At 44.3% G+C, this 23,212-nt stretch carries 24 protein-coding genes; 14 read left to right on the forward strand and 10 right to left on the reverse strand.

Going from position 1 to position 23,212, the window contains the following annotated elements; genetic code table 11:
* Positions 1–36: 36 nt before the first annotated feature.
* The 5 genes from leuA to A142_RS03575 all read left to right on the forward strand — a co-directional run bounded on the left by leuA (position 37) and on the right by A142_RS03575 (position 5,859).
* Positions 37–1,584, forward strand: a complete 1,548-nt coding sequence (gene leuA, locus A142_RS03555; RefSeq protein ID WP_019826902.1) for a 2-isopropylmalate synthase — start codon at positions 37–39, stop codon at positions 1,582–1,584.
* Between the two features lie 97 nt (positions 1,585–1,681).
* On the forward strand, positions 1,682–2,773 hold the full coding sequence (gene leuB, locus A142_RS03560; protein WP_019826903.1) for a 3-isopropylmalate dehydrogenase: 1,092 nt from the start codon (positions 1,682–1,684) through the stop codon (positions 2,771–2,773).
* A 117-nt stretch (positions 2,774–2,890) separates the two neighbouring features.
* Entirely contained in the window at positions 2,891–4,303 is a 1,413-nt protein-coding gene (gene leuC / locus A142_RS03565; protein ID WP_019826905.1) for a 3-isopropylmalate dehydratase large subunit, read from the forward strand.
* Between the two features lie 14 nt (positions 4,304–4,317).
* A complete protein-coding gene (leuD, locus tag A142_RS03570) occupies positions 4,318–4,920 on the forward strand; it encodes a 3-isopropylmalate dehydratase small subunit (RefSeq protein WP_017061388.1) in 603 nt (200 codons plus the stop codon).
* Positions 4,921–5,076: 156 nt separating this feature from the next.
* On the forward strand, positions 5,077–5,859 hold the full coding sequence (locus tag A142_RS03575) for a DUF547 domain-containing protein (protein WP_029405750.1): 783 nt from the start codon (positions 5,077–5,079) through the stop codon (positions 5,857–5,859).
* A gap of 97 nt (positions 5,860–5,956) precedes the next feature.
* Here A142_RS03575 and A142_RS03580 read toward each other — a convergent pair whose 3' ends face one another.
* Both A142_RS03580 and djlA read right to left on the reverse strand, forming a co-directional pair.
* Complete coding sequence (locus tag A142_RS03580; protein WP_019826910.1) at positions 5,957–6,502, reverse strand: DUF924 family protein; 546 nt, start codon at positions 6,500–6,502, stop codon at positions 5,957–5,959.
* 58 nt (positions 6,503–6,560) lie between these two features.
* Positions 6,561–7,415 (reverse strand): co-chaperone DjlA, encoded by an 855-nt coding sequence (djlA, locus tag A142_RS03585; protein WP_019826912.1) that lies wholly within the window; start codon positions 7,413–7,415, stop codon positions 6,561–6,563.
* A gap of 149 nt (positions 7,416–7,564) precedes the next feature.
* Between djlA and lptD the strand changes: the two genes are divergently transcribed.
* From lptD to A142_RS03615, 6 genes are all read left to right on the forward strand, one after another.
* Entirely contained in the window at positions 7,565–9,913 is a 2,349-nt protein-coding gene (gene lptD, locus A142_RS03590; protein WP_019826914.1) for an LPS assembly protein LptD, read from the forward strand.
* 43 nt (positions 9,914–9,956) lie between these two features.
* On the forward strand, positions 9,957–11,255 hold the full coding sequence (gene surA / locus A142_RS03595; RefSeq protein WP_019826916.1) for a peptidylprolyl isomerase SurA: 1,299 nt from the start codon (positions 9,957–9,959) through the stop codon (positions 11,253–11,255).
* Positions 11,242–12,234 (forward strand): 4-hydroxythreonine-4-phosphate dehydrogenase PdxA, encoded by a 993-nt coding sequence (gene pdxA / locus A142_RS03600; protein ID WP_029405752.1) that lies wholly within the window; start codon positions 11,242–11,244, stop codon positions 12,232–12,234. Before surA ends, pdxA begins: the two co-directional genes overlap by 14 nt.
* Complete coding sequence (gene rsmA, locus A142_RS03605; RefSeq protein ID WP_017062942.1) at positions 12,231–13,046, forward strand: 16S rRNA (adenine(1518)-N(6)/adenine(1519)-N(6))-dimethyltransferase RsmA; 816 nt, start codon at positions 12,231–12,233, stop codon at positions 13,044–13,046. Before pdxA ends, rsmA begins: the two co-directional genes overlap by 4 nt.
* Positions 13,047–13,134: 88 nt before the next feature.
* A complete protein-coding gene (apaG, locus tag A142_RS03610; RefSeq protein WP_004735899.1) occupies positions 13,135–13,515 on the forward strand; it encodes a Co2+/Mg2+ efflux protein ApaG in 381 nt (126 codons plus the stop codon).
* Between the two features lie 29 nt (positions 13,516–13,544).
* Complete coding sequence (locus A142_RS03615) at positions 13,545–14,348, forward strand: symmetrical bis(5'-nucleosyl)-tetraphosphatase (protein WP_019826920.1); 804 nt, start codon at positions 13,545–13,547, stop codon at positions 14,346–14,348.
* Positions 14,349–14,422: 74 nt separating this feature from the next.
* Here A142_RS03615 and folA read toward each other — a convergent pair whose 3' ends face one another.
* The 6 genes from folA to rplU all read right to left on the reverse strand — a co-directional run bounded on the left by folA (position 14,423) and on the right by rplU (position 18,428).
* Positions 14,423–14,902, reverse strand: coding sequence for a type 3 dihydrofolate reductase (gene folA, locus A142_RS03620; RefSeq protein ID WP_017062944.1), 480 nt, complete (start codon positions 14,900–14,902; stop codon positions 14,423–14,425).
* Positions 14,903–14,938: 36 nt separating this feature from the next.
* Positions 14,939–15,412, reverse strand: a complete 474-nt coding sequence (locus A142_RS03625; RefSeq protein WP_017068807.1) for a threonine/serine exporter family protein — start codon at positions 15,410–15,412, stop codon at positions 14,939–14,941.
* Positions 15,412–16,179 (reverse strand): threonine/serine exporter family protein, encoded by a 768-nt coding sequence (locus A142_RS03630; protein ID WP_017061378.1) that lies wholly within the window; start codon positions 16,177–16,179, stop codon positions 15,412–15,414. The genes A142_RS03625 and A142_RS03630 overlap by 1 nt, the downstream gene beginning before the upstream one ends.
* A gap of 164 nt (positions 16,180–16,343) precedes the next feature.
* A complete protein-coding gene (gene cgtA / locus A142_RS03635) occupies positions 16,344–17,516 on the reverse strand; it encodes an Obg family GTPase CgtA (RefSeq protein WP_017061377.1) in 1,173 nt (390 codons plus the stop codon).
* Positions 17,517–17,839: 323 nt separating this feature from the next.
* Positions 17,840–18,097, reverse strand: a complete 258-nt coding sequence (gene rpmA, locus A142_RS03645; RefSeq protein WP_004735905.1) for a 50S ribosomal protein L27 — start codon at positions 18,095–18,097, stop codon at positions 17,840–17,842.
* 19 nt (positions 18,098–18,116) lie between these two features.
* Positions 18,117–18,428: a 50S ribosomal protein L21 gene (gene rplU, locus A142_RS03650; RefSeq protein ID WP_004740823.1), complete on the reverse strand. Its 312-nt coding sequence runs from the start codon at positions 18,426–18,428 to the stop codon at positions 18,117–18,119.
* A 268-nt stretch (positions 18,429–18,696) separates the two neighbouring features.
* On the opposite strand from rplU, the gene ispB reads away from it, so the two are divergent.
* A complete protein-coding gene (gene ispB, locus A142_RS03655; protein WP_017061376.1) occupies positions 18,697–19,668 on the forward strand; it encodes an octaprenyl diphosphate synthase in 972 nt (323 codons plus the stop codon).
* Between the two features lie 104 nt (positions 19,669–19,772).
* Here the strand turns inward: ispB and A142_RS03660 are convergent, their stop codons facing one another.
* A complete protein-coding gene (locus tag A142_RS03660; RefSeq protein ID WP_017061375.1) occupies positions 19,773–19,964 on the reverse strand; it encodes a hypothetical protein in 192 nt (63 codons plus the stop codon).
* A 123-nt stretch (positions 19,965–20,087) separates the two neighbouring features.
* Positions 20,088–21,023 carry a malate dehydrogenase gene (gene mdh / locus A142_RS03665; protein WP_009847834.1) on the reverse strand — a complete coding sequence of 312 codons (936 nt, stop codon included), beginning with the start codon at positions 21,021–21,023 and terminating at the stop codon, positions 20,088–20,090.
* A 332-nt stretch (positions 21,024–21,355) separates the two neighbouring features.
* On the opposite strand from mdh, the gene argR reads away from it, so the two are divergent.
* Positions 21,356–21,826, forward strand: a complete 471-nt coding sequence (gene argR / locus A142_RS03670; RefSeq protein WP_004740827.1) for a transcriptional regulator ArgR — start codon at positions 21,356–21,358, stop codon at positions 21,824–21,826.
* Between the two features lie 342 nt (positions 21,827–22,168).
* On the forward strand, positions 22,169–23,137 hold the full coding sequence (locus A142_RS03675) for a TAXI family TRAP transporter solute-binding subunit (RefSeq protein WP_008220541.1): 969 nt from the start codon (positions 22,169–22,171) through the stop codon (positions 23,135–23,137).
* The last annotated feature ends 75 nt before the right edge of the window (positions 23,138–23,212 follow it).

Genomic DNA, 23,212 nt, shown 5'->3' on the forward strand with positions numbered 1-23,212 from the left:
TAGCAATCGATTCATTATCGATATAAGGAAGCACCCATGAACGATCAAGTGATAATTTTTGACACGACCTTACGTGATGGCGAGCAAGCGTTGGCAGCAAGCCTTACGGTAAAAGAGAAATTACAGATCGCTTATGCACTTGAACGACTGGGTGTAGATGTTATTGAAGCGGGTTTCCCTGTGTCATCGCCAGGCGATTTCGAATCAGTACAAACCATCGCAAAGAATATTAAAGATAGCCGCATCTGTGCGCTTTCTCGTGCAGTTGCAAAAGATATCGATGCCGCTGCCGAAGCACTAAAAGTAGCTGACCAGTTCCGTATTCATACCTTTATTTCTACATCGACGGTTCACGTACAAGACAAATTACGACGCAGCTACGACGATGTTGTCGAGATGGCAGTGAAAGCGGTCAAGCATGCGCGTAACTATACCGATGATGTAGAGTTCTCTTGTGAAGATGCCGGTCGTACCCCTATCGACAACCTATGTCGTATGGTTGAAGCCGCTATCAACGCTGGCGCAAAAACCATCAACATTCCAGACACCGTAGGCTACACAGTACCAAATGAGTTTGGTGGCATTATCCAAACGCTATTTGATCGCGTACCAAACATCGATCAAGCGATCATCTCTGTTCACTGTCACGATGACTTAGGCATGTCGGTTGCTAACTCAATTGCTGCCGTCCAAGCAGGTGCTCGACAAATTGAAGGCACAATCAATGGTATTGGTGAGCGTGCGGGTAACTGTTCTTTAGAAGAAATCGCAATGATCATCAAAACTCGTCAGGAGCTATTAGGTGTTCATACTGGCTTGGACCACAAAGAGATTCACCGTACCAGTAAGTTGGTTAGCCAGCTTTGCCACATGCCAATTCAAGACAACAAAGCAATCGTTGGTGCTAACGCATTCAGCCACTCTTCAGGTATCCACCAAGACGGCATGCTTAAGAACAAGAACACTTACGAGATCATGACGCCTGAGTCTATTGGCTTGAAAAACAAAGCATTGAACCTAACCAGCCGCAGTGGTCGTGCAGCCGTTAAGAGCCACATGGACGCAATGGGCTACAAAGACAATGAGTACAACCTAGATTCATTGTACGAAGACTTTTTGAAACTGGCTGACCGTAAAGGCCAAGTATTCGATTACGACCTAGAAGCACTAATGCACTTCGCAAATCTACGTGACGAAGATGACTTCTATAAACTTAACTACCTAAGCGTACAATCTGGTAGTGTTATGTCTACCACCAGCATCAAGCTGCAATGTGGTGATGAAGAGAAATGCGAAGCGGCTGTCGGTAACGGCCCGGTTGATGCTTTATACCAGTGTATCTACCGCTTAACGGGTTACGAAATTGCATTGGATAAATTCGACCTTACCGCGAAAGGTGAAGGCGAAGATGGCCTAGGCCAAGCTGATATTATTGCGAACTATAAAGGCCGTAAGTACCACGGTACGGGCGTTTCAACCGATATCGTTGAGGCCTCTGGTCAGGCGCTACTGCACGTTATTAATAGCATTCAACGCGCAGACACCATTGCTGAAATGAAACAGCAAAGAATCGCAACAGTTTAAACACCCAATAACAGAGCCCTAGAGCCGATGTTGTTGGCTTTAGGGACAAAATTTAAAACGAGCGAAAGAGCTCAGTAACAAAAATTAAAGGATTAACATGACTGATAAATCATACAAGATTGCCGTACTACCTGGTGATGGCATTGGCCCAGAAGTAATGCAGCAAGCACACAAAGTGCTAGACGCGATTGAAAAGAAGCACGCGATTAGCTTCTCTCGTGAAGAGTATGATGTTGGTGGTATCGCAATTGATAACCACGGCTGTCCACTTCCAGAAGCGACAGTAACAGGCTGTGAAGAATCTGACGCAGTACTATTTGGCTCGGTTGGCGGCCCTAAGTGGGAACACCTTCCACCAAACGATCAACCAGAGCGTGGTGCCCTACTTCCTCTACGTAAACACTTCCAATTGTTCTGTAACCTACGTCCTGCACAAATCCACAAAGGTCTAGAGTCTTTCTCTCCTTTGCGTGCTGACATCTCAGGTAACGGCTTCGATATCGTTGTCGTTCGTGAACTAACAGGCGGCATCTACTTCGGCCAACCTAAAGGTCGTGAAGGCGAAGGCACAACAGAGAAAGCCTTTGATACTGAGGTTTACCACCGCTACGAAATCGAACGTATTGCAAAGATTGCGTTTGAATCGGCACGTTTACGTAACAAAAACGTTTACTCAATCGACAAAGCGAACGTTCTGCAGAGCTCTATCTTATGGCGTGAAGTGGTTGAAGAAATCGCAAAAGATTACCCAGATGTCACGCTAAACCACATGTACATCGACAACGCGACCATGCAGCTAATCAAAGACCCATCTCAGTTTGACGTAATGCTATGTTCAAACATCTTTGGTGACATCATCTCTGATGAGTGTGCAATGATCACAGGCTCTATGGGTATGCTTCCTTCTGCAAGCTTAAATGAAAGCAACTTCGGCCTATACGAACCAGCAGGTGGCAGCGCACCAGATATCGCAGGTAAGAACATTGCGAACCCAGTCGCGCAAATTCTTTCTGCAGCGCTAATGCTTCGTTACAGCCTAGGCGAAGAAGCGGCAGCACAAGACATCGAATCAGCGGTATCTAAAGCACTTTCTGCAGGCGAGCTAACGGCAGACCTTGCAGGTAAGAACCAAGCACTAACTACCTCTGAAATGGGTGACAAGATCGCTGAGTACATCTTAGCTTCATAAGCTAAATGCTCCGATTAGAAGCAAGTACATAAGAATAATATCAAGCCAAGTCAGCGTAAACCGCATGACTTGGCTCGAAACAAACACTGGGACTGATGCTCCCAAGGAAGAAAAGCTATGTCGACAAACCAGCAAGCAAAAACCTTATACGAAAAAGTTTATGACGCTCACGTTGCGGTTGCAGCGAAGGGCGAAACGCCAATTCTTTATATCGATCGTCACTTAGTCCACGAAGTAACGTCGCCACAAGCCTTTGACGGTCTGCGTGAAAAAGGCCGTAACGTTCGCCAAGTAGGCAAAACTTTTGCGACTATGGACCATAACGTATCGACACAAACTAAAGACATCAACGCTTCTGGCGAGATGGCTCGTATCCAAATGGAAACGCTATCGAAAAACTGTGAAGAGTTTGGTGTCACGCTTTACGACCTAAACCACAAATACCAAGGTATTGTGCACGTAATGGGCCCTGAGCTAGGTATTACGCTACCGGGAATGACCATCGTATGTGGTGACTCACACACGGCTACACACGGTGCATTTGGCTCACTAGCATTCGGTATCGGTACTTCAGAAGTTGAGCACGTTCTAGCTACGCAAACACTAAAACAAGCTCGTGCTAAAACGATGAAGATCGAAGTAAAAGGCAAGGTTGCTCCAGGCATCACTGCAAAAGATATCGTGTTAGCGATCATCGGTAAAACTACAGCTGCAGGCGGTACTGGCTACGTTGTGGAATTCTGTGGTGAGGCAATTACAGACCTTACGATGGAAGGTCGTATGACGGTATGTAACATGGCTATCGAGCTTGGCGCTAAAGCAGGTCTAATTGCCCCTGATGCAACGACATACGAGTACATCAAAGGTCGTAAGTTCTCTCCACAAGGCCAAGACTTAGAAGCGGCAATCGAATACTGGGACACATTGAAAACCGATGCTGACGCTGAATTCGATGCAGTTGTTACATTAGAAGCCGCAGACATTAAACCACAAGTTACTTGGGGTACTAACCCAGGTCAGGTTATCTCGGTAGACACACCAATCCCTGCACCAGAAAGCTTCGCTGACCCTGTTGAAAAAGCATCTGCAGAAAAAGCTCTGGCTTACATGGGCCTTGAAGCCGGTAAATCTCTATCTGATTACAACGTAGATAAAGTGTTCGTGGGTTCTTGTACTAACTCGCGTATCGAAGACATGCGTGCAGCAGCAGCGGTAGCGAAAGGCCGTCAAGTAGCGAAACATGTTCAAGCGCTTATCGTTCCGGGTTCAGAGCAAGTTAAAGCACAAGCTGAAGCTGAAGGCCTAGATAAGATCTTCATCGAAGCAGGCTTTGAATGGCGTTTACCAGGCTGTTCTATGTGTCTTGCTATGAACAACGACCGTCTAGGTCCACAAGAGCGCTGTGCTTCTACATCAAACCGTAACTTTGAAGGTCGCCAAGGCCGTGATGGTCGTACGCACCTAGTTAGCCCAGCAATGGCAGCCGCAGCGGCAATCGCTGGTCACTTTGTCGATATTCGTGAACTTTAATTAGAGGATTTAACATGTCAGGTTTTCAACAACACACCGGATTAGTCGTTCCTCTAGATACGGCCAACATCGATACTGATGCGATCATTCCAAAGCAGTTTCTACAGAAAGTAAACCGCATCGGTTTTGGTAAACACTTGTTCCACGATTGGCGCTTCCTAGATGACGCAGGCCAACAACCAAACCCTGAGTTTGTAATGAACGAAGCTCGCTACCAAGGCGCTTCAATTCTTCTAGCTCGTGAAAACTTCGGTTGTGGCTCATCTCGTGAACACGCACCTTGGGCGCTTGCCGATTATGGTATCCAAGTAATGATCGCACCAAGCTTTGCCGACATTTTCTACGGTAACTCGATCAACAACCAAATGGTGCCAGTTCGATTGACTGAGCAAGAAGTGGATGAGCTATTCCAATTCGTTGAAGCGAATGAAGGTGCAGAAATTACGGTTGATCTAGAAGCAATGAAAGTCAGCGCGAACGGCAAAGAGTACTCGTTTGAAATTGATGAGTTCCGTCGTCACTGCTTACTGAATGGTTTAGATAATATCGGCCTTACACTTCAACACGCCGATAAGATTTCAGAGTTTGAAGCTAAGATTCCTAGCTTCCTAAAATAATGAGACGTTTCTGAATAAATCTAAAGGTTGGCCAAGTGCCAACCTTTTTTATTTGTCTAAGCTTTTAACTTAACTTCATATGTTTATTTAAATGAAGAGCAATGAAAGAAAATGGTAAGCCATAAGGTCTTAGTAGTCAGTCATCAGGAGAATGCCATGAAACAACTACTTTTTATTGTCAGCCTACTTTTCTCAACCTTAGCTTGGTCTGCGCCTAAATCCGATCTTTGGCCATACTGGAACCAAAGCGACGAAACCAACCTAGAACAGGTATCTCATCAAGATTGGCAGCAACTCCTCGATAGCTACTTGGTTAAACAGGGGCAAAATACGTTAATTCGCTATAAAGCGGTGAACACTGCCGATAAGACAAAACTTAAGCAATACATCAAGCAACTCGAACAGGTGAATCCGCTCAACTATTCAAAAGCGGAGCAGTATGCCTACTGGGTTAATCTATATAACGCCGTGACTGTCGATTTGATTCTTGATGCCTACCCGATCAAATCCATCACTAAACTTGGCGGACTATTTAGTTTCGGGCCGTGGGGAGATGATGTAGTAGTCGTTAACGGGAAATCACTGACACTCAATGACATTGAACATCGAATCCTCAGACCGATTTGGCAAGACCCTCGTACGCATTATGCAGTGAACTGTGCCAGCCTAGGTTGCCCTAACTTACAACCTGACGCTTTTACCTCTGACAATACTGAAGCCTTGCTAGAGCAAGCTGCAACTGAGTTTGTAAGCAGTGACAAAGGCGTGATGGTTACAAACAATAAGCTTCAACTATCATCGATTTACGAGTGGTTTGCTGTGGATTTTGGTACGAAGAAACAACTTATTCAGCACTTAGAACAATATCGAATTGAAGCAGTAACCGATACTCAAAACATCAGTTATGAATACGATTGGTCGCTCAACCAAGCAAACTAGCTCTAAGGCTAAAATTCATTACTAAAGTAAAAAAAAGAGGCGAGAGGTTTTTATTTACCTCTAACCTCTTCTCAATTCTTTGACCGTATTTCTACGATTAAAAGCTTGAGCCCGGTTGCTGCAAGAATTCCACTTCTTCAGACGTTGAAGTTCGCCCTAGCACTTCATTACGATGAGGGTAACGACCAAAACGCTCAATGATAACCTTGTGCTTAAACTCAAAATCCAAATTATGTTCTAATCCCGTTTGAGAAAAGAGCTCCACGGCTTGTTCATGGACTAACAAAGACTCACTATGCATATAAGGCATATACAGGAAGCTTTTTTGTTGCTCGTTAAGTTGGTGATCAAAACCACCCGCTACCGCCTCTTGGGCTAGAGCCAACGCCATCGGATCAACCGAAAAAGCTGCCGGACTGTTTCTACCAATATTGCGAGAAAACTGATCAAGCACGATAATCTCTGCCAATCGTCCTTGTGCGTTTTGTCGCCATTCAAATAGCTCACCTTGAGCTGCTGATCGGTGTAAGTCAGAAAAGCGAGCCTCAATCAAAGCATCAATTTCTTCGCCGCCAGTAAACCAGTCTTTTGGCGTCAATTCATCGAACCAAAACTCTAGAACATCCTGATACGTTACCGTCATATAATTCCCTTTAATAAAAAACCGAGTCATTTAATGTCATGGCTCGGCTTATGTTCTGTTACTTAAAACCTTTAACTTTTTTTATCAAGTCATAAGCATTTTGAATTTCTTGCGATTTCTCTTTCGCAACATTCATCATCTCTGGCGGTAAACCTTTCGCCATCAGTTTATCTGGGTGGTGCTCATTCATCAGTTTGCGGTAGGCTTTCTTCACCTCTTTACCGTCAGCACTTTCACTCACACCAAGAACCTTATATGCGTCGCCTAGCTGGTTCTGTTGTGAAGCCTGTTGCCAACCTGATGATTGCCCATGGCCTTGATGGCCACCAAAGCTTCCACCTTGCTGTTGGAAACGGAACGCTGCTTCCTGCATCTGCAAGCGGCGCTCTAGTTGCTCTGCCGAAAACCCTAGGCCTTGCGCTATTTTATGCAGAACTTGGCGCTCACTCGGGTGCAGGCTTCCATCAGCGAATGCAGCTGATACTTGAAGCTCCAAGAAGAACTGAAGAAGATCAAAACGACCACCCGATGAGATTTTCACTCGCTCAAGTACTTCGCTCAGAGGGAAGTCGCTCTCTTTGCCGTCACGGAATGCATCTTGCGCCGCTTTGCGTTGTTCGCCATGCAGGTTCATGCGTTCCATCATGGTGGAAGCGAGTTGAATCTCTTCTGGCGTTACCTGTCCTTTCGCTTTAGCAACGTGCCCCATAACCGCAAAAGCGGATTTAAAAAACTCGTTCTGTCTTTCTGCTTGGCTTGGACCTCGACCAAAACCAGAGCTATTGAAGCCTGATTGGTTCAATCGGCGAGCTTTATCGAATTGGTGTCCTAAAAACAGACCAAAAACTAAACCGAGTGGCCCTCCAAATAAAAAGCCAAAAAACGCGCCCAAAATTTTGCCAAATATTTGCATTATGTGTTCTCTATCTATGAATTTTATCTGAGTAATGCTGTCTGATGATGCTGAATGCTATTATTTCCTTTATCATAAGGAGAATGCTTTATTAATTGGATTGATACTAGATCAACCCTTCATCTAGTGACACAGGATAGTTCAACTTCATGCAATCTTTTTCCCGCACCTTGTTAGCCGCGTCTATAAGTACGGCGTTATACGTGTCGACAACTCAAGCTGAAACAATCACCGATAGTAGTGTGCAGGAAATGCCCTCTATAGATCAATGCTTGATCGAGCCCGCTGCAGAAAACGAGACACAGCTACCCGCTCATGTTGAGTCAGATCGCTTAGAAGCTATCAATGGTGACAAGGCAATATATTCAGGTGACGTAGTCGTTACGCAAGGGAACAAGACCATCCTTGCCGATAACGTAACCCTGCACCAACAAGAAAATATCGTTGTAGCTGAAGGCAACGTAAACTTTAGTGACGGTCAAATCAAATCTATCTCAGACAGAGCGACCAATAATCTGACTACAGATGAAATGACGCTTGAGAACACCGATTATGAATTCCTTTGCGAGCCCGGTCGAGGCGATGCTGTTTATATCGCAAAAACAGGTAAAGCGGTTTATGAGATTGAAGATGGTTCGATTACGTCTTGCCCAATTGGCGACAATGCTTGGCGTCTAAGAGCATCAAGTATCAGTGTCGACCAAGACGAAGAACAAGCCACCTTTTATAATCCACGTTTTGAAATCCAAAGTGTTCCCGTCTTTTACTTACCTTACTTAACGGTACCGGTGGGTGATACACGTAAAACCGGTTTCTTGTATCCAACAGTTTCGTATGGTTCAAGCGATGGTTTTGAAGCTGAAATCCCAGTTTATTGGAACTTAGCGCCAAACTACGACTTGGAAACCACTTTTAAGTACATGCAGGAGCGTGGTACACAACTTAACAGTAAATTCCGTTACTTAAGCGATTTTGGCTCAGGTAGTATCGAGTCTGAATATTTACCGGATGATAAAAAGTATTCCGAAAAAGGCGACCGTTGGGGGGCTCAACTCCAGCACTCAGGGATATTCCAGCAATCGTGGTTATTTGAAATCGATTACTCAAAAGTCAGTGATATCGACTACTTCACTGACGTTAGCGGAAGCAGCATTGGTAACCGTGAAGACGGCCAACTATTACAGGAAGGCCAGGCAACTTACCGTTCTCAAAACTGGGATGCTTCTGTGCTTGTTCGAGATTTCCAAGTTCTTACTACAAGCAACAATCTACCTTATCGTCTGATGCCACAGTTAGAGTACAATTACTATGCTCCTGAGGTGATGGAGTACTTAGACTTCGACATGATCAGCCATGTATCTCTGTTTGATACAGATGCTTCAGGTAAACCTTCTGCGACTCGTGTTCACGTTGAGCCAGGGATCACGATCCCTGTAGGAAATACCTGGGGCACATGGACAACAGAAGCTCGACTACTTGGTACTTACTATCAACAAGACCTTGATGGCGTTGATACCGGCGCAGGCTCTGATTATGAAGGCTTGGAAGAATCGGTAAGCCGAATTGTTCCAGAGTTTAGAAGCCACGCAGGTATCGTTCTGGAGCGAGATACCACTATTGTGGGCAATTACACTCAAACACTAGAACCTCAAGTTCAGTATCTTTACGTACCAGAAGAAGATCAAAGCGACATTGGCCTTTACGATACAACGCTCCTGCAGACAGACTACTATGGTCTGTTTAGAAGTCGCAAATACAGTGGTGTAGACCGCATAGCTGCTGCAAATCAAGTCAGCTACGGTGCGTCATCTCGCTTCTTTGATGACGAATACAAAGAACGTCTCAACATATCTTTCGGCCAAATTTTTTATATCGACAAAGAGACCAAACAAAACTTAAACACCAATGAGGCAGATAAGAACTCTAACTACTCATCTTGGGCAGTAGAAGTCGACTTCAACTACGACGATTATCTGTTTTATCACGGCGGTGTGCAGTACGATATCGACACATCAGCGATGCAGCTTGCAAACAGTACGATTGAATACCGTTTTGCAGGCGGTTACGTACAAACTAACTACCGTTACGTTACCAAAGAGTATATTGAAGATACCGTCGATTTTAATGTTGGCTCAATCACGAAAGAAGGTATATCTCAAGCAGGCTTACTCGGCGCTTACCAAATTTCGCCAAAGTGGAATGCAAGCGCTCAATACTTCTATGATCTAACAACAGAAGAAGAGCTCGAATGGTTAGCTCGACTCAATTATAAATCGGATTGCTGGTACATCGGCTTTACTTACAGTAACCAGCTTCGTAGTTGGGAAGGCGATTACATCAACACATCAAACGCGACGCCAGTTTACGAAAATAACTTCAGTGTGAATTTCGGTATTGTCGGCTTCGGTACCAATATCGGTTCTGACTCAGGAGCCGTTGGGGATAGCAGCTCTGACAACTCTCTAAGCTATGGTCGCCCATTCTTCTTAAACAACTAATTTTCTTTATTGATAAAACATCAGTAAATTTAAAGGATTACACATGACATTGTGGAAACGCACATTAATTGCTATCGCAGCGACTTGTACTTTATCAACAAGCTTTGCAGCGCCAGTCGAGCTAGACAGCGTAAAAGTTATCGTTAACGAAGGCGTTATCTTACAAAGCGACATCGATGCTTCGATGAAGACGCTGCGTGCAAACGCTAAGAAAAGCGGGCAAACATTGCCATCGCAAGATGTGCTCAATGAGCAAGTACTAGAAAAACTGATCATCGATACTATTCAAACTCAAGAAGCGGAACGTATTGGTGTACGTATCGATGATGCTCGACTTGATCAAGCAATCGAAGGCATCGCGAAAGACAACAATCAAACAGTTGAACAACTTACCGCATCGGTTGCTGAAGAAGGCCTTAGCTACAATGCATTTCGTGAGCAAGTAAGAAAAGAGATTGCAGCAAGTGAAGCTCGTAACGCCTTAGTTCGTCGTCGTATCAACATTCTTCCTGCGGAAGTCGATAACTTAGCGGATATCTTAGCGCAAGAGACTAATGCGACCGTTCAATACAAAATTGGCCACATTCAACTGCGCTTTGATGATGACCAAACCAAAGAAGAGCTAGAAGCGCAAGCTACTGAACTAGTCGAGGAACTGAACTCAGGCAAAGATTTCAGCACCATGGCATATACTTACTCTAAGGGTCCTAAAGCACTGCAAGGTGGCGATTGGGGCTGGATGCGTAAAGAAGAGATGCCAACCATTTTTGCTGACCAGATCAAAATGCAAAATAAAGGCAGTATCATTGGCCCTTTCCGTAGCGGTGTAGGTTTCCACATCCTGAAAATTGAAGATGTGAAAGGCCTAGAAACTGTTGCGGTAACTGAGGTGAATGCACGTCATATTTTGATTAAGCCTACAGTGATCCTAAGTGATGATGGCGCGAAGGAGCAACTTGAAGAGATCACGCGCCGCGTAAACGCAGGTGAAGCGAGCTTTGGTGACCTTGCGCAGCAATACAGCCAAGATCCAGGTTCTGCAGTACAAGATGGTGAACTAGGCTACCAAACACCAGATTTGTATGTACCAGAGTTCAAACACCAAGTAGAAACGCTACCTGAAGGCAAAATCAGTGCACCATTCAAAACCGTACACGGTTGGCACATCGTTGAAGTACTAGACCGTCGCGAAGTAGACCGTACCGATTCAGCTTTGAAAAATAAAGCTTACCAAATTCTATTTAACCGTAAATTCAACGAAGAAGCTGGCGCCTGGCTACAAGAAGTAAGAGCAAGTGCCTTTGTTGAAATGGTTGAGGACGACCAAGATGACAACAACTAAACGTATTGTCATAACCGCAGGTGAGCCAGCTGGGATAGGACCAGACTTAACTCTGGCTCTATCTCAAGAGAGCTGGCCTCATCAACTCGTGGTTTGTGCCGATAAAACACTGCTAGCCGAGCGAGCCAAAATACTTGGTATCGAAGTCGATCTGCTAGATTATGACGCAAACGCAACTAAGCAACCGCAACGTGCTGGCACACTGGTAGTGAAACACGTTCCACTTGCTGAAACGGCAGTTGCAGGTCAACTCAACGAGGCTAATGGTCATTACGTATTAAATACTTTAGAAACCGCAGCAATTGGCTGTATGAATGATGAATTTGATGCTATTGTCACCGGCCCTGTTCACAAGGGTGTAATTAACCGAGCTGGCGTTGCTTTTAGCGGCCATACCGAGTTCTTTGCAGAGAAGTCCAATACACCACTAGTGGTGATGATGTTGGCAACAGAAGGGCTGCGTGTTGCGCTAGTAACAACGCACATCCCACTAGCTTATGTATCTCAAGCTGTGACCGAAGACAGATTAGAGCAAATTATTGCTATTCTGAATAAAGATTTGGTTGAGAAATTTGCTATTGAGAAACCAACTATCTACGTATGTGGCTTGAATCCACATGCTGGTGAAGATGGTTGTTTAGGGCGTGAAGAGATTGAAACCATCACCCCGACGCTAGAAAAAATTCGCCAAAAAGATGGCATCAATTTAGTTGGCCCATTGCCAGCAGATACCATCTTTAATGAAAAATATTTGCAAGATGCAGATGCTGTTTTAGGTATGTATCACGACCAAGTACTCCCGGTATTGAAATACAAAGGGTTTGGTCGCTCAGTGAACATCACGCTTGGCTTACCGTTTATTCGTACATCAGTCGACCACGGTACCGCCTTAGACTTGGCAGGGAAAGGCCAAGCCGATACAGGGAGCTTTAGAACAGCGCTCACGCACGCCATTGAATTAGTAGAGAAAAAGCAATGAGAAATGATGTCCACTTAGGGCACAAAGCGCGTAAACGTTTTGGTCAAAACTTCCTTAACGATCCATACATTATTGATGGCATCGTATCGAGTATTAACCCACTACCCGGTCAAAACTTGGTAGAGATCGGTCCTGGTCTAGGCGCAATTACTGAGCCTGTGGGTAAGCTTGTCGATAAATTTACCGTTATCGAATTGGATAGAGACCTTGCAGAACGTCTTCGTAACCATCCAGATCTTGCTGACAAGCTAACGATCCGTGAAGGCGATGCGATGAAGTTCGATTTCCAAGAACTGGTTAAGCCGAACAATAAACTACGTATCTTTGGTAACTTGCCATACAACATCTCTACACCATTGATGTTCCACCTTTTTGAATTCCATAAAGACGTGCAAGACATGCACTTTATGCTTCAAAAAGAAGTGGTTAACCGTCTAGCAGCTGGCCCTGGCAGCAAAGCTTACGGTCGCCTTACTGTAATGGCTCAATACTACTGTAAAGTGACGCCAGTGCTAGAAGTGCCACCAACAGCCTTCGTTCCGCCACCGAAAGTAGACTCAGCAGTCGTTCGCCTACAGCCATACGAAGTGCTGCCTTACCCGGCAAAAGATCTGAAATGGCTAGATCGCGTGTGTCGTGAAGGCTTTAACCAGCGTCGTAAAACAGTTCGTAACTGCTACAAGAGCTTAATCGATAAGGAAGTGCTTGAAGAGCTAGGTATCAACCCAAGCATGCGTCCTGAGAACTTAACGCTCGAGCAGTTTGTCGACATGGCAAACTGGTTGTACGACAGTCACAACGCTGACAAATAAATAAAAAAGGCTCCTACACTTCGGTTAGGAGCCTTTTTTATGTAATACTTTAATTACATTAAGTATATCAACAACAAAAGGTGCGAATATGGATATATCTACGCCTTGTATCAAATGCCAAGTTCACTCTAAGTACATAGAAGAACAATCTGAGCCAACGAAGAATCGTTATGTCTTCGCCTACATTATTACCATAAAAAACCTAAGTAAAACAACGGTGCAGCTTATGTCTCGCCGCTGGTTAATTACCGACTCTAACGGCAAGCAACTCACCATTGAGGGTGATGGTGTGGTTGGGCAACAACCCGTGATTGAAGCCAACGACGAATACACCTACACAAGCGGTACTGTCATCGAAACCCCTGTTGGCGTTATGCAAGGTCACTATGTGATGACCGATAATAAAGGAATTGATTTTATTACCGAAGTTGACCCATTCAGACTCGCTATCCCTAATATTCTTAATTAGCCGTACATCCGTATCTACAGGAAATTATTGTGTCGAATTATATTGTCGGAGACATCCAAGGGTGCTTCGACGAACTTCAATTACTGCTTGAAACCATCAACTTTGATAAACACCAAGATACTTTATGGGTCGCTGGAGACTTAGTTGCTCGAGGCCCTAAATCATTGGAGACGCTACGCTTTATTCGTAGCCTTGGTGACGCAGCTAAGGTTGTATTAGGCAACCACGACTTACACCTTTTGGCGGTGTCCTTAGGGCTATTTCCAGCGAAACCAAAAGATAAGACTCAAGCGATTCTTGATGCTGAAGATCGTGAAGTGCTACTCGAATGGTTAAGACAACAGCCTTTGCTTCAGGAACATCCAGAGTTCGTGATGTGCCATGCGGGTATCTCACCTCAGTGGAATATGGAAAGAGCACGTATTGAAAATCGAGAGATCGTATCCTTGCTGAAGTCGGACAGGTGGCAATGGCTAATCGAAAACATGTACAGCAACGCACCTGATTTATGGCATCAGGATTTAAATGATATTGAGCGCTATCGTTATGCGATCAATAGCCTGACAAGAATGCGTTTCTGTTTTGAAGATGGCCGTCTCGACATGGCATGTAAGCTACCACCGAATGAAATTACCGATGAACCATTAGTGCCATGGTTTGACCTTCCGCAACGCATAAAGCTCGATAAAACCGTTGTTTTTGGACACTGGGCTGCGCTTGAAGGCTATAACGGAAAAGACGTAATTGGACTTGATACTGGATGCGTCTGGGGAGGTGAATTGACAATTCTTCGCTGGGAAGATAAACAGTTTTTCACTCAGAAAGCGCTATAAAGATACGAGAAACTTGCGCTACCTTGGTAGGGTAACGCAAGCATTTTTCAGAGACTAGCTATTGATAACCACAGTTAACGCTCGAGAATCACAAACTCCATGTTGTGTTTGTTTTTCTCGTCAGCTTGATAGCTCTCGTTAAAGCTCTGCTTCCAACCTTCACCCCAGTCAGGAAATTGTGTATCTCCATCGACGGCGAAATCGATGTAAGTCAGATACAACTTGTCCGCTTTAGGTAAGCAGCTCTCATAAATAGATCCGCCACCAATGATCATCACCTCTTCAACATCACTGAGTAGCTCTAGAGCCTGTTCAATAGAAGTTACCGTCGTTACACCTTCAATCTTTAAACTCTCATCACGGCTGATTACGACATTCAACCGACCCGGCAAAGGGCGTCCAATAGAATCGTAGGTCTTACGTCCCATCACGACTGGTTTACCCATAGTCGAGCGTTTAAACCATGCAAAATCCGCAGGTAAATGCCAAGGCATCTGATTGTCTTTACCAATTATACGGTTATTGGCCATTGCCGCTATCATGCTGATGATCATAAATCGAAAGTCCTGTCCCTAAAAAGAAAATTAACGCTAAACGATAGGTCTACGGCGATAGAATAACAGCCCTGGCACAGCTAAGCCAACCGCCAACCCTGCGATAATGAACATCGATTTTAAAAAGTTCTCCATCAACATTGCCAACAACTCAGGCGTGTAGCCTGCCCTGTTAATCTCCACCATCGCAATCATCGCCTTGAAGGCAAACACACCTGGCACCATAGGAATTAGAGCTGCAACCGTAAACACCTTCGGATGTGCTAACAGTTTATGTGACCAATGAACCCCTATCATACCAACCACGGTTGCGGCGAAGAACGTCGCCCATTCGATTGGAATACCAAAGTGCATCATCAGATACCGGCTACCATGACCGATAGAACCACCGAGTGCACAATAAACTAAAGCACGTTGCGGAACGTTAAACACCAATGCAAACCCAACAGCAGGAATAGCGGCGAAAAACATATCGTTGAGCAGACCTAAAAACAGTTCGAAAATACTCATTAGCTTGCCCACCCCCAAACATCTGATAGACTCATCGCCGCGACAATGCCCAAGCTCGTCGCCAGAGTTAATAAGCTGGCCATGGTAAAGCGCGCTAACCCCATATTAATATGGCCTTTAAGCATATCAGCGACGGAGTTAATCAGAGGAAAACCAGGTACTAACATTAATACAGATGAAGCCATCACGATCGTGGGTTGGCCGCCAATATTGTAAAGTACGGCTTGAGCTGAAATGGTCGTGGTAACGAATGCTGTGATAGCAAAGTTTAATAGCGGATTGAAATGGCGGTGCCCAATTTCTTGTCTGACGATCATACCGCAAGCTGAAGCAATAAAAGTCATCATGAAGACTTGCCAGTCTCCGCCCGCAAGGTGGCTAAAAGAGGCGCACGACAACCCTATCATCACAACCACTAACCAACGGTTGTAGCGCTCGGGGCTGATGTTTTGAATCTTTTTATACGCCAAATCATAATCGAGAATTCCCTTCTCCATCATGATGCAAATGCGTTGAATGTCGGTGATAACCTGCATGTTAATGCCACGATCAGCACAACTTCGAGTAGTGGTAATACAGTGATCATCCATTACGGTAGTTACAACAAGCGCATTGGCTGACAGTGCGACTTCAACCTCATTCACCCCACAAGCAATACCGATGCGACGCATGATATCGCCGACCAGAGTGCTCTCTGCCCCGTGCGCCAATAACATTTGTCCTGATTGAGCGACGAGTCTTGAGATCGCTCTTTGCTTTGATGCCATGATTTCCTTCCCATAGGCGTTAATTATCTAAAGATAAATTTTGCATAAAAAACAGCAAGACGTCATGATTTAGATACAAAAAAACCGCAATTTTCATTGCGGTTTAATAAAACTATCAGTGTACTCGTAAGAAACGACCGATGCGTTATGAGAAACTAAGAGGATTAGTCACGAACATAGATAACATGGCCGTCATCTTCTTCGTCATCCCAATCGTCCCAATCGTCGTCATCTTCAGTAACAACATTCTTACCGCTCATCGCATCTTTATGGTAGTCATCCCACATAAAGTCTACTTTTTCTTCTTCTTCAACTTCTACAACTTCACGAGGTAAGTTTTCCATAAACTCACCTAGTTTGAAGCAAAGATCTTTGGTGCCGATTTTATTCACAGCAGAGATCTTGAAGTACTCGCCTTCCCAGCCCAAAGCATCGATGATTTCTTGAATCTTTTCGTCTGCTTCGTCTTCTGGCATTAGGTCAACTTTGTTGAACACTAACCAACGAGGTTTCTGTGAAACTTTTTCACTGTATTGCTCAAGCTCATCGATGATCGTTAGTGCATTCTGAATAGGATCAGATTGATCGATCGGCATAATGTCGATCATATGCAGAAGAACACGACAACGCTCAAGGTGCTTGAGGAAACGAATACCAAGGCCAGCGCCATCAGCTGCGCCTTCAATTAGACCAGGGATATCGGCAACAACGAAGCTCTTTTCAGGGACAACACTTACCACACCCAAGCTTGGGATCAAGGTAGTGAACGGGTAATCAGCCACTTTTGGTTTCGCAGCAGATACTGAACGAATAAAAGTAGATTTACCTGCGTTTGGTAGGCCAAGCATACCAACGTCAGCTAATAGAAGAAGCTCTAAACGCAGTTCACGAACTTCGCCTTTAGTACCCATTGTCTTTTGACGAGGAGCACGGTTAACAGACGATTTAAAACGCGTGTTACCAAGACCGTGCCAACCACCTTTACCAACCATTACTTTCTTGCCGTGTTCAGCAACTTCAGCAACGATTTCGTTGGTGTGGATATCAACTGCACGCGTACCAACTGGTACTTTCAGCGTAATGTCTTTACCACGTTTACCAGTACAGTTACCGCCGCGACCATTCTCGCCACGCTCTGCATTGTAAAAACGTTGGAAACGGTAATCGATCAGTGTGTTTAAGTTCTCATCCGCTTGGATGTAAACATCACCGCCGTCACCACCGTCGCCGCCATCAGGGCCACCTTTAGCGACGAATTTTTCGCGCCAAAAGCTTACTGTACCATTACCGCCATCACCGGCTTCTATTTTTACTACCGCTTCATCAACGAATTTCATTTTTTAACTCCGCACTTACGTTGCGTTACCACTCATCAAGGAGTGATATAAATTCTAGCAGATCCGTGTTTAGATCGATCACCTAAGATCTAGGCCGACCTGCAACCAAGGAACAAATAAGGAGAGGTTCTTTGCTTCTTATTTTTTACAAAACAAACGGCTTCTTAAAAACCAAACTGTTTCTCAAAAATAAAACGGCTTCTCAAAACCAAAACAAGAGCGTCTGCTTTTTTATTCTTGCTATAAATAAAAAACCCTGCCGAATCGGCAGGGCTTTTGAATTCAGCTTGAAAGCTAATAACATAATCTAGTTAAAGATTAAATTACTCAGCTTCGATGCTTACAAACTTACGGTTTTTAGGACCTTTAACAGCAAATTTCACTTTACCTTCAGTAAGAGCGAAAAGAGTGTGGTCTTTACCGATGCCAACGTTTGTGCCAGCGTGGAACTTAGTACCACGTTGACGAACGATGATGTTACCTGCAAGAACAGATTCACCACCAAAACGCTTAACACCAAGACGTTTGCTTTCTGAATCGCGGCCGTTATTAGTAGAACCGCCAGCTTTTTTATGTGCCATTGTTAAACTCTCCTAATACTTAAGCGTTAATGCCAGTGATTTTCACTTCAGTGAACCACTGACGGTGACCAGCTTGCTTACGCGAGTGCTTACGACGACGGAACTTAACGATTTTTACTTTATCGCCACGACCGTGTTGTACTACTTCTGCAGTAACCTTGCCACCTTCAACAAGAGGTGCACCAACAGCGATTTCTTCGCCGTTAGCAACAAGAAGAACTTTATCAAATTCAACAGTTGCACCAGTTTCAACGTCTAATTTCTCTAAACGAAGTGTTTGACCTTCGCTTACTCGGTGTTGTTTGCCACCAGATTGGAAAACAGCGTACATATTTTACTCCGCTTTTTCCGCACAGCCTATGGTTGTTAATTGTACAACTCGGGTGTGCGCTAAACTAATCAATAGGGCGCAGATTCTACGGGAATCATGGCGCTATGACAAGCCATATTTTTAAAAAATTGGCGAAAACCTGTTCGCCAAAGAAAAGTGCGGCAATCATGCCCTTTAGCGATGTATTAATCAACGTTTTTTAGTGTATTATTCAACAATTAAATACAACGTATAAGCCTTACAGGGTCTAACTTCAGCCGGATGAACAATGGATTTTAAAGCTATCCAAACGCTTACTGCCAATGATATGGCAAAAGTGAATGAAACAATTCAAGCCCAACTTAATTCTGACGTAAGTTTAATCAACCAGCTTGGTTTTTATATCGTTAGCGGTGGTGGCAAACGCCTACGCCCTTTGCTTGCTCTTTTATCTGCTCGCGCACTTGGTTATCAAGGTGAAGCTCATATCACCTCTGCAGCCTTTATCGAGTTTATTCACACCGCAACCCTTCTTCACGACGATGTTGTCGACGAATCGGACATGAGACGCGGTAAAGCGACGGCCAATGCCGCTTTTGGTAATGCCGCTAGCGTTTTGGTGGGTGACTTTATCTACACACGCTCATTCCAAATGATGACAACACTAGGATCCTTAAAGATCCTCGAGCTAATGAGTGAAGCGGTAAACGTAATTGCCGAGGGTGAAGTTCAACAATTAATGAACTGCAATAACCCAGACACCACAGAAGAAAGCTACATGCAGGTGATCTACTCTAAGACCGCTCGCTTGTTCGAAGCTGCAACGCAAATCGGCGCGATTCTTACTGAGTCATCACCAGAGATCGAAACAGCAATGCAGAACTATGGTAAATACCTAGGCACCGCTTTCCAACTGATTGACGATGTGATGGATTACACTGCAGATGGTAAAGAGATGGGTAAAAACGTTGGTGACGATCTAGCCGAAGGCAAACCAACACTGCCTCTACTTTACGCAATGCATAATGGCTCTCCTGAACAAGCAAGCATGATTCGTGAAGCGATTGAGAAAGCGAACGGCATGGAACGTCTTGACGATATTATGGCTGTAATGAAAGAGACAGGCTCTTTAGAGTACACAACAAATAAAGCCTACGAAGAGGCCGATAAAGCCATCGCTGAGCTTTCTGTACTTCCTGACTCAGAATATAAGCAAGCGCTAACCACGCTCGCACACTTAGCTGTTAAACGCAGTAAGTAAGCAGGTTAATAGACAACTCGCTTCTAGCTTCTATATAAATAACAAAAAAAGAGCCTCAGGGCTCTTTTTTCAGTTTTGAACAAATATTTGTAAGAGCGCCAAATTCAATATCGGCTCGCTTCTAATGATAACGGCAGTTGAGCTTCAATTTCTTCAAGCTCTTCCATTGGCACTGCGTATTGCTCATGCCCGTTGTAAGTCTCTACTAACGCGTACTGCTCTTGCTCATCAATGACCAACACTTTTCCTAAGTGCCCCAAATATTCGACATTCATACCTTTCTGAACAGTAGCCATCACATTTACCTTCACCTTGGTTTTGGAGGTACATACGAATAGCTTTAACTGCAGGATCAAAAAAGCCGATCATAATGACCGGCCCTCATTAGCAATGTTAACCTGAGTTAAATGCTGTATCGCTTATTTAGCGAATTCAACACCAATCTCGATGTCGCCATTTAGCGTTTCAAGCATACTATCTAAAGCGTTACGTTCGAAGTCGCTCAGCTCACCATAGCTAAGGATCGCTTCAGCGCCCTCTTTGCCTAGTTTAACTGGCTGTGCGAAGAATGGAGCGTGCTCACCTTCACCTTCAACGTATGCACATTCAATCACGTTCTCTTCACCTTGAAGCGCTTTCACTAGAGCAAGACCGAAACGACAAGCCGCTTGACCCATAGACAGTGTCGCACTGCCGCCGCCAGCTTTAGCTTCTACTACTTCAGTACCTGCATTTTGGATGCGAGTCGTTAGCGCTGCAATTTCTTCATCAGTGAACTCTACGCCTTCAACTTGAGAAAGCAGAGGAAGGATCGTTACGCCTGAGTGACCGCCGATAACAGGAACACGAATGTCGCCTGGATCTTTGTCTTTTAGTTCAGCAACGAACGTTTCAGAACGAATCACATCAAGAGTCGTAATACCGAATAGGCGACGCTTGTCGTAAACACCTGCTTTCTTGAGTACTTCAGCCGCGATTGGCACTGTTGTGTTTACTGGGTTAGTGATGATACCAACACAAGCAGTAGGACAAGTAACTGCGATTTTCTCTGCAAGAGACTTAACAATGCCAGCGTTCACATTGAAAAGATCCGCACGATCCATACCAGGCTTACGAGCAACACCTGCTGAAATAAGTACAACATCAGCACCTTCTAGTGCTGGTGTTGGATCTTCACCCGCGTAACCTTTGATCGAAACGGGCGTTGGGATATGGCTAAGATCGGCAGCAACACCCGGTGTTACCGGTGCGATATCGTAAAGTGCAAGATCTGAACCAGCAGGTAGGCGGTTCTTAAGTAGTAGGGCTAGGGCTTGACCGATGCCACCAGCGGCACCAATAACAGCTACTTTCATTGTTATTCTCCTTGAGAGCTTTCTCTTATAGATTCTTTGTAGGGTAATTCTTGAGCTAAATCTAAGTTAAAAAACTATATTAATCACAAAGTGATTACAATCAATTAACGCTAGCTTTGCGACTTCGCGCAAGTCAATAAAACCGTGCTACACAGCAAGTTCGCATTATGGCGATAATCGACTGAAATAACAAAATAAGTCGTCGCAAATAACACATTATTCTATTAAATATTTACAGTGATATGACTAACAAATTACAGGGATGTTTTGGCTAAAATTGAATATGTATGCGAGAATATGCAAACATCTTTGTTAATGAATAAGAATGACATATGCGCAATACAGAAAAGCAAGACAACTTAGTTCGTGCATTTAAAGCCTTACTAAAAGAAGAACGTTTTGGCTCACAAGGCGAAATTGTAGATGCCCTAAAACACGAAGGTTTTGAAAGCATCAACCAGTCTAAAGTCTCGCGTATGTTAACCAAGTTTGGTGCCGTTCGAACTCGTAACGCAAAAATGGAGATGGTTTACTGTCTTCCTGCTGAACTGGGTGTTCCGACAGTTTCTAGCTCTTTACGAGAATTAGTACTAGATATTGACCACAACAATGCATTAGTTGTGATACACACTGGCCCTGGTGCAGCTCAGCTTATCGCTCGCTTATTAGACTCACTAGGTAAGTCGGAAGGCATACTGGGTGTGGTCGCGGGTGATGACACTATCTTTATTACTCCAACGTTATCGGTTACCACTAAGCAACTGTTTGATTCTGTGTGCGAACTGTTTGAATACGCAGGATAATTGATCACTGTTTCATAACTATCAGCCTTACTAATGGATCACGAACATCTATTCGCTTCGTGATCCAAATCACATCCTAGAATATCCATACACCCTTCCTGAAATTACACTAAATCATTGATTTTAAAAAACTCAGTAGTAAATTAAACACGAGATCTAGACATCATTTGTTAGATTTTTCAGCTATACCTTTTAACATTCGAGTAATTTTCTGCCAATTTTTGATATTATTCAGACACTTTTTCATCACATGGATTGAAAAAGGTGCCGTTTCCAAATAGGAAACTCCAGAAACAACTACACTTGTTTTTGGGTTAATAATGAATAAAGGAAGGGAAATTCATGGCATTTACCAAACTTATCAAAGTTGGTGCTATTGCAGCTGCTGTAATGGGCGCTGGCGCTGTTAACGCTCAAGAGTTCATCACAATTGGTACTGGTTCAGTAACAGGTGTTTACTACCCAACTGGTGGTGCGATTTGTAAGCTAGTGAACAAGGGCCGCAAAGACCACAACATTCGTTGTTCTGTAGAGTCTACTGGTGGTTCAATCTACAACGTTAACACCATCCGTGCTGGTGAACTAGATTTCGGTGTTGTTCAGTCTGACTGGCAGTACCATGGCTACAACGGTACAAGTAAGTTCAAAGATCAGGGCGAGTACAAAAAACTACGCGCTATGTTCTCTCTACACACAGAACCGTTCAACATCATCGCTCGTACCGATGCTGGTATTAACAATGTTGCAGACCTAGCTGGTAAGCGTGTAAACATTGGCAACCCGGGCTCTGGTGACCGTGCAACTATGGGTGTTGTAATGGACGCGATGGGTTGGACTAACGACAGCTTCAAGCTTGCTTCTGAACTTAAAGGTTCTGAGCGTTCACAAGCACTTTGTGACAACAAGATTGATGCATTCATCTACATGGTTGGCCACCCGAACGGATCAATCAAAGAAGCAACAACGTCTTGTGACGCAAAACTGGTTTCAGCAACGGGTCCACAGATCGACAAGATCGTAGCTGAAAACCCATACTACGCATACAGCACAGTCCCTGCAGGTATGTATCGTGGTACAGACGCTGACGTAAACAGCTTCGGTGTTGCAGCAACTATGGTAACCACTTCAGACGTTTCTGATGAAGTTGCATACAACGTTGCTAAGGCAGTATTTGAAAACTTTGACACTTTCAAACGCCTACACCCAGCATTTGCTAACCTGAAAAAAGAAGACATGGTTAAAGCGGGTATCTCTATCCCTCTTCACCCAGGTGCAGAAAAATACTACAAAGAAGTGGGCCTTCTAAAGTAATTCTACTTTAAGCCTACTACACCAATAAGGAGGCTGGTCCTCCTTATTGGTTTTTCACGTTTTATAAAAATAACT

It is taken from the genome of Vibrio splendidus 12E03, from assembly GCF_000272105.2.
GTDB lineage: Bacteria > Pseudomonadota > Gammaproteobacteria > Enterobacterales > Vibrionaceae > Vibrio > Vibrio splendidus_I.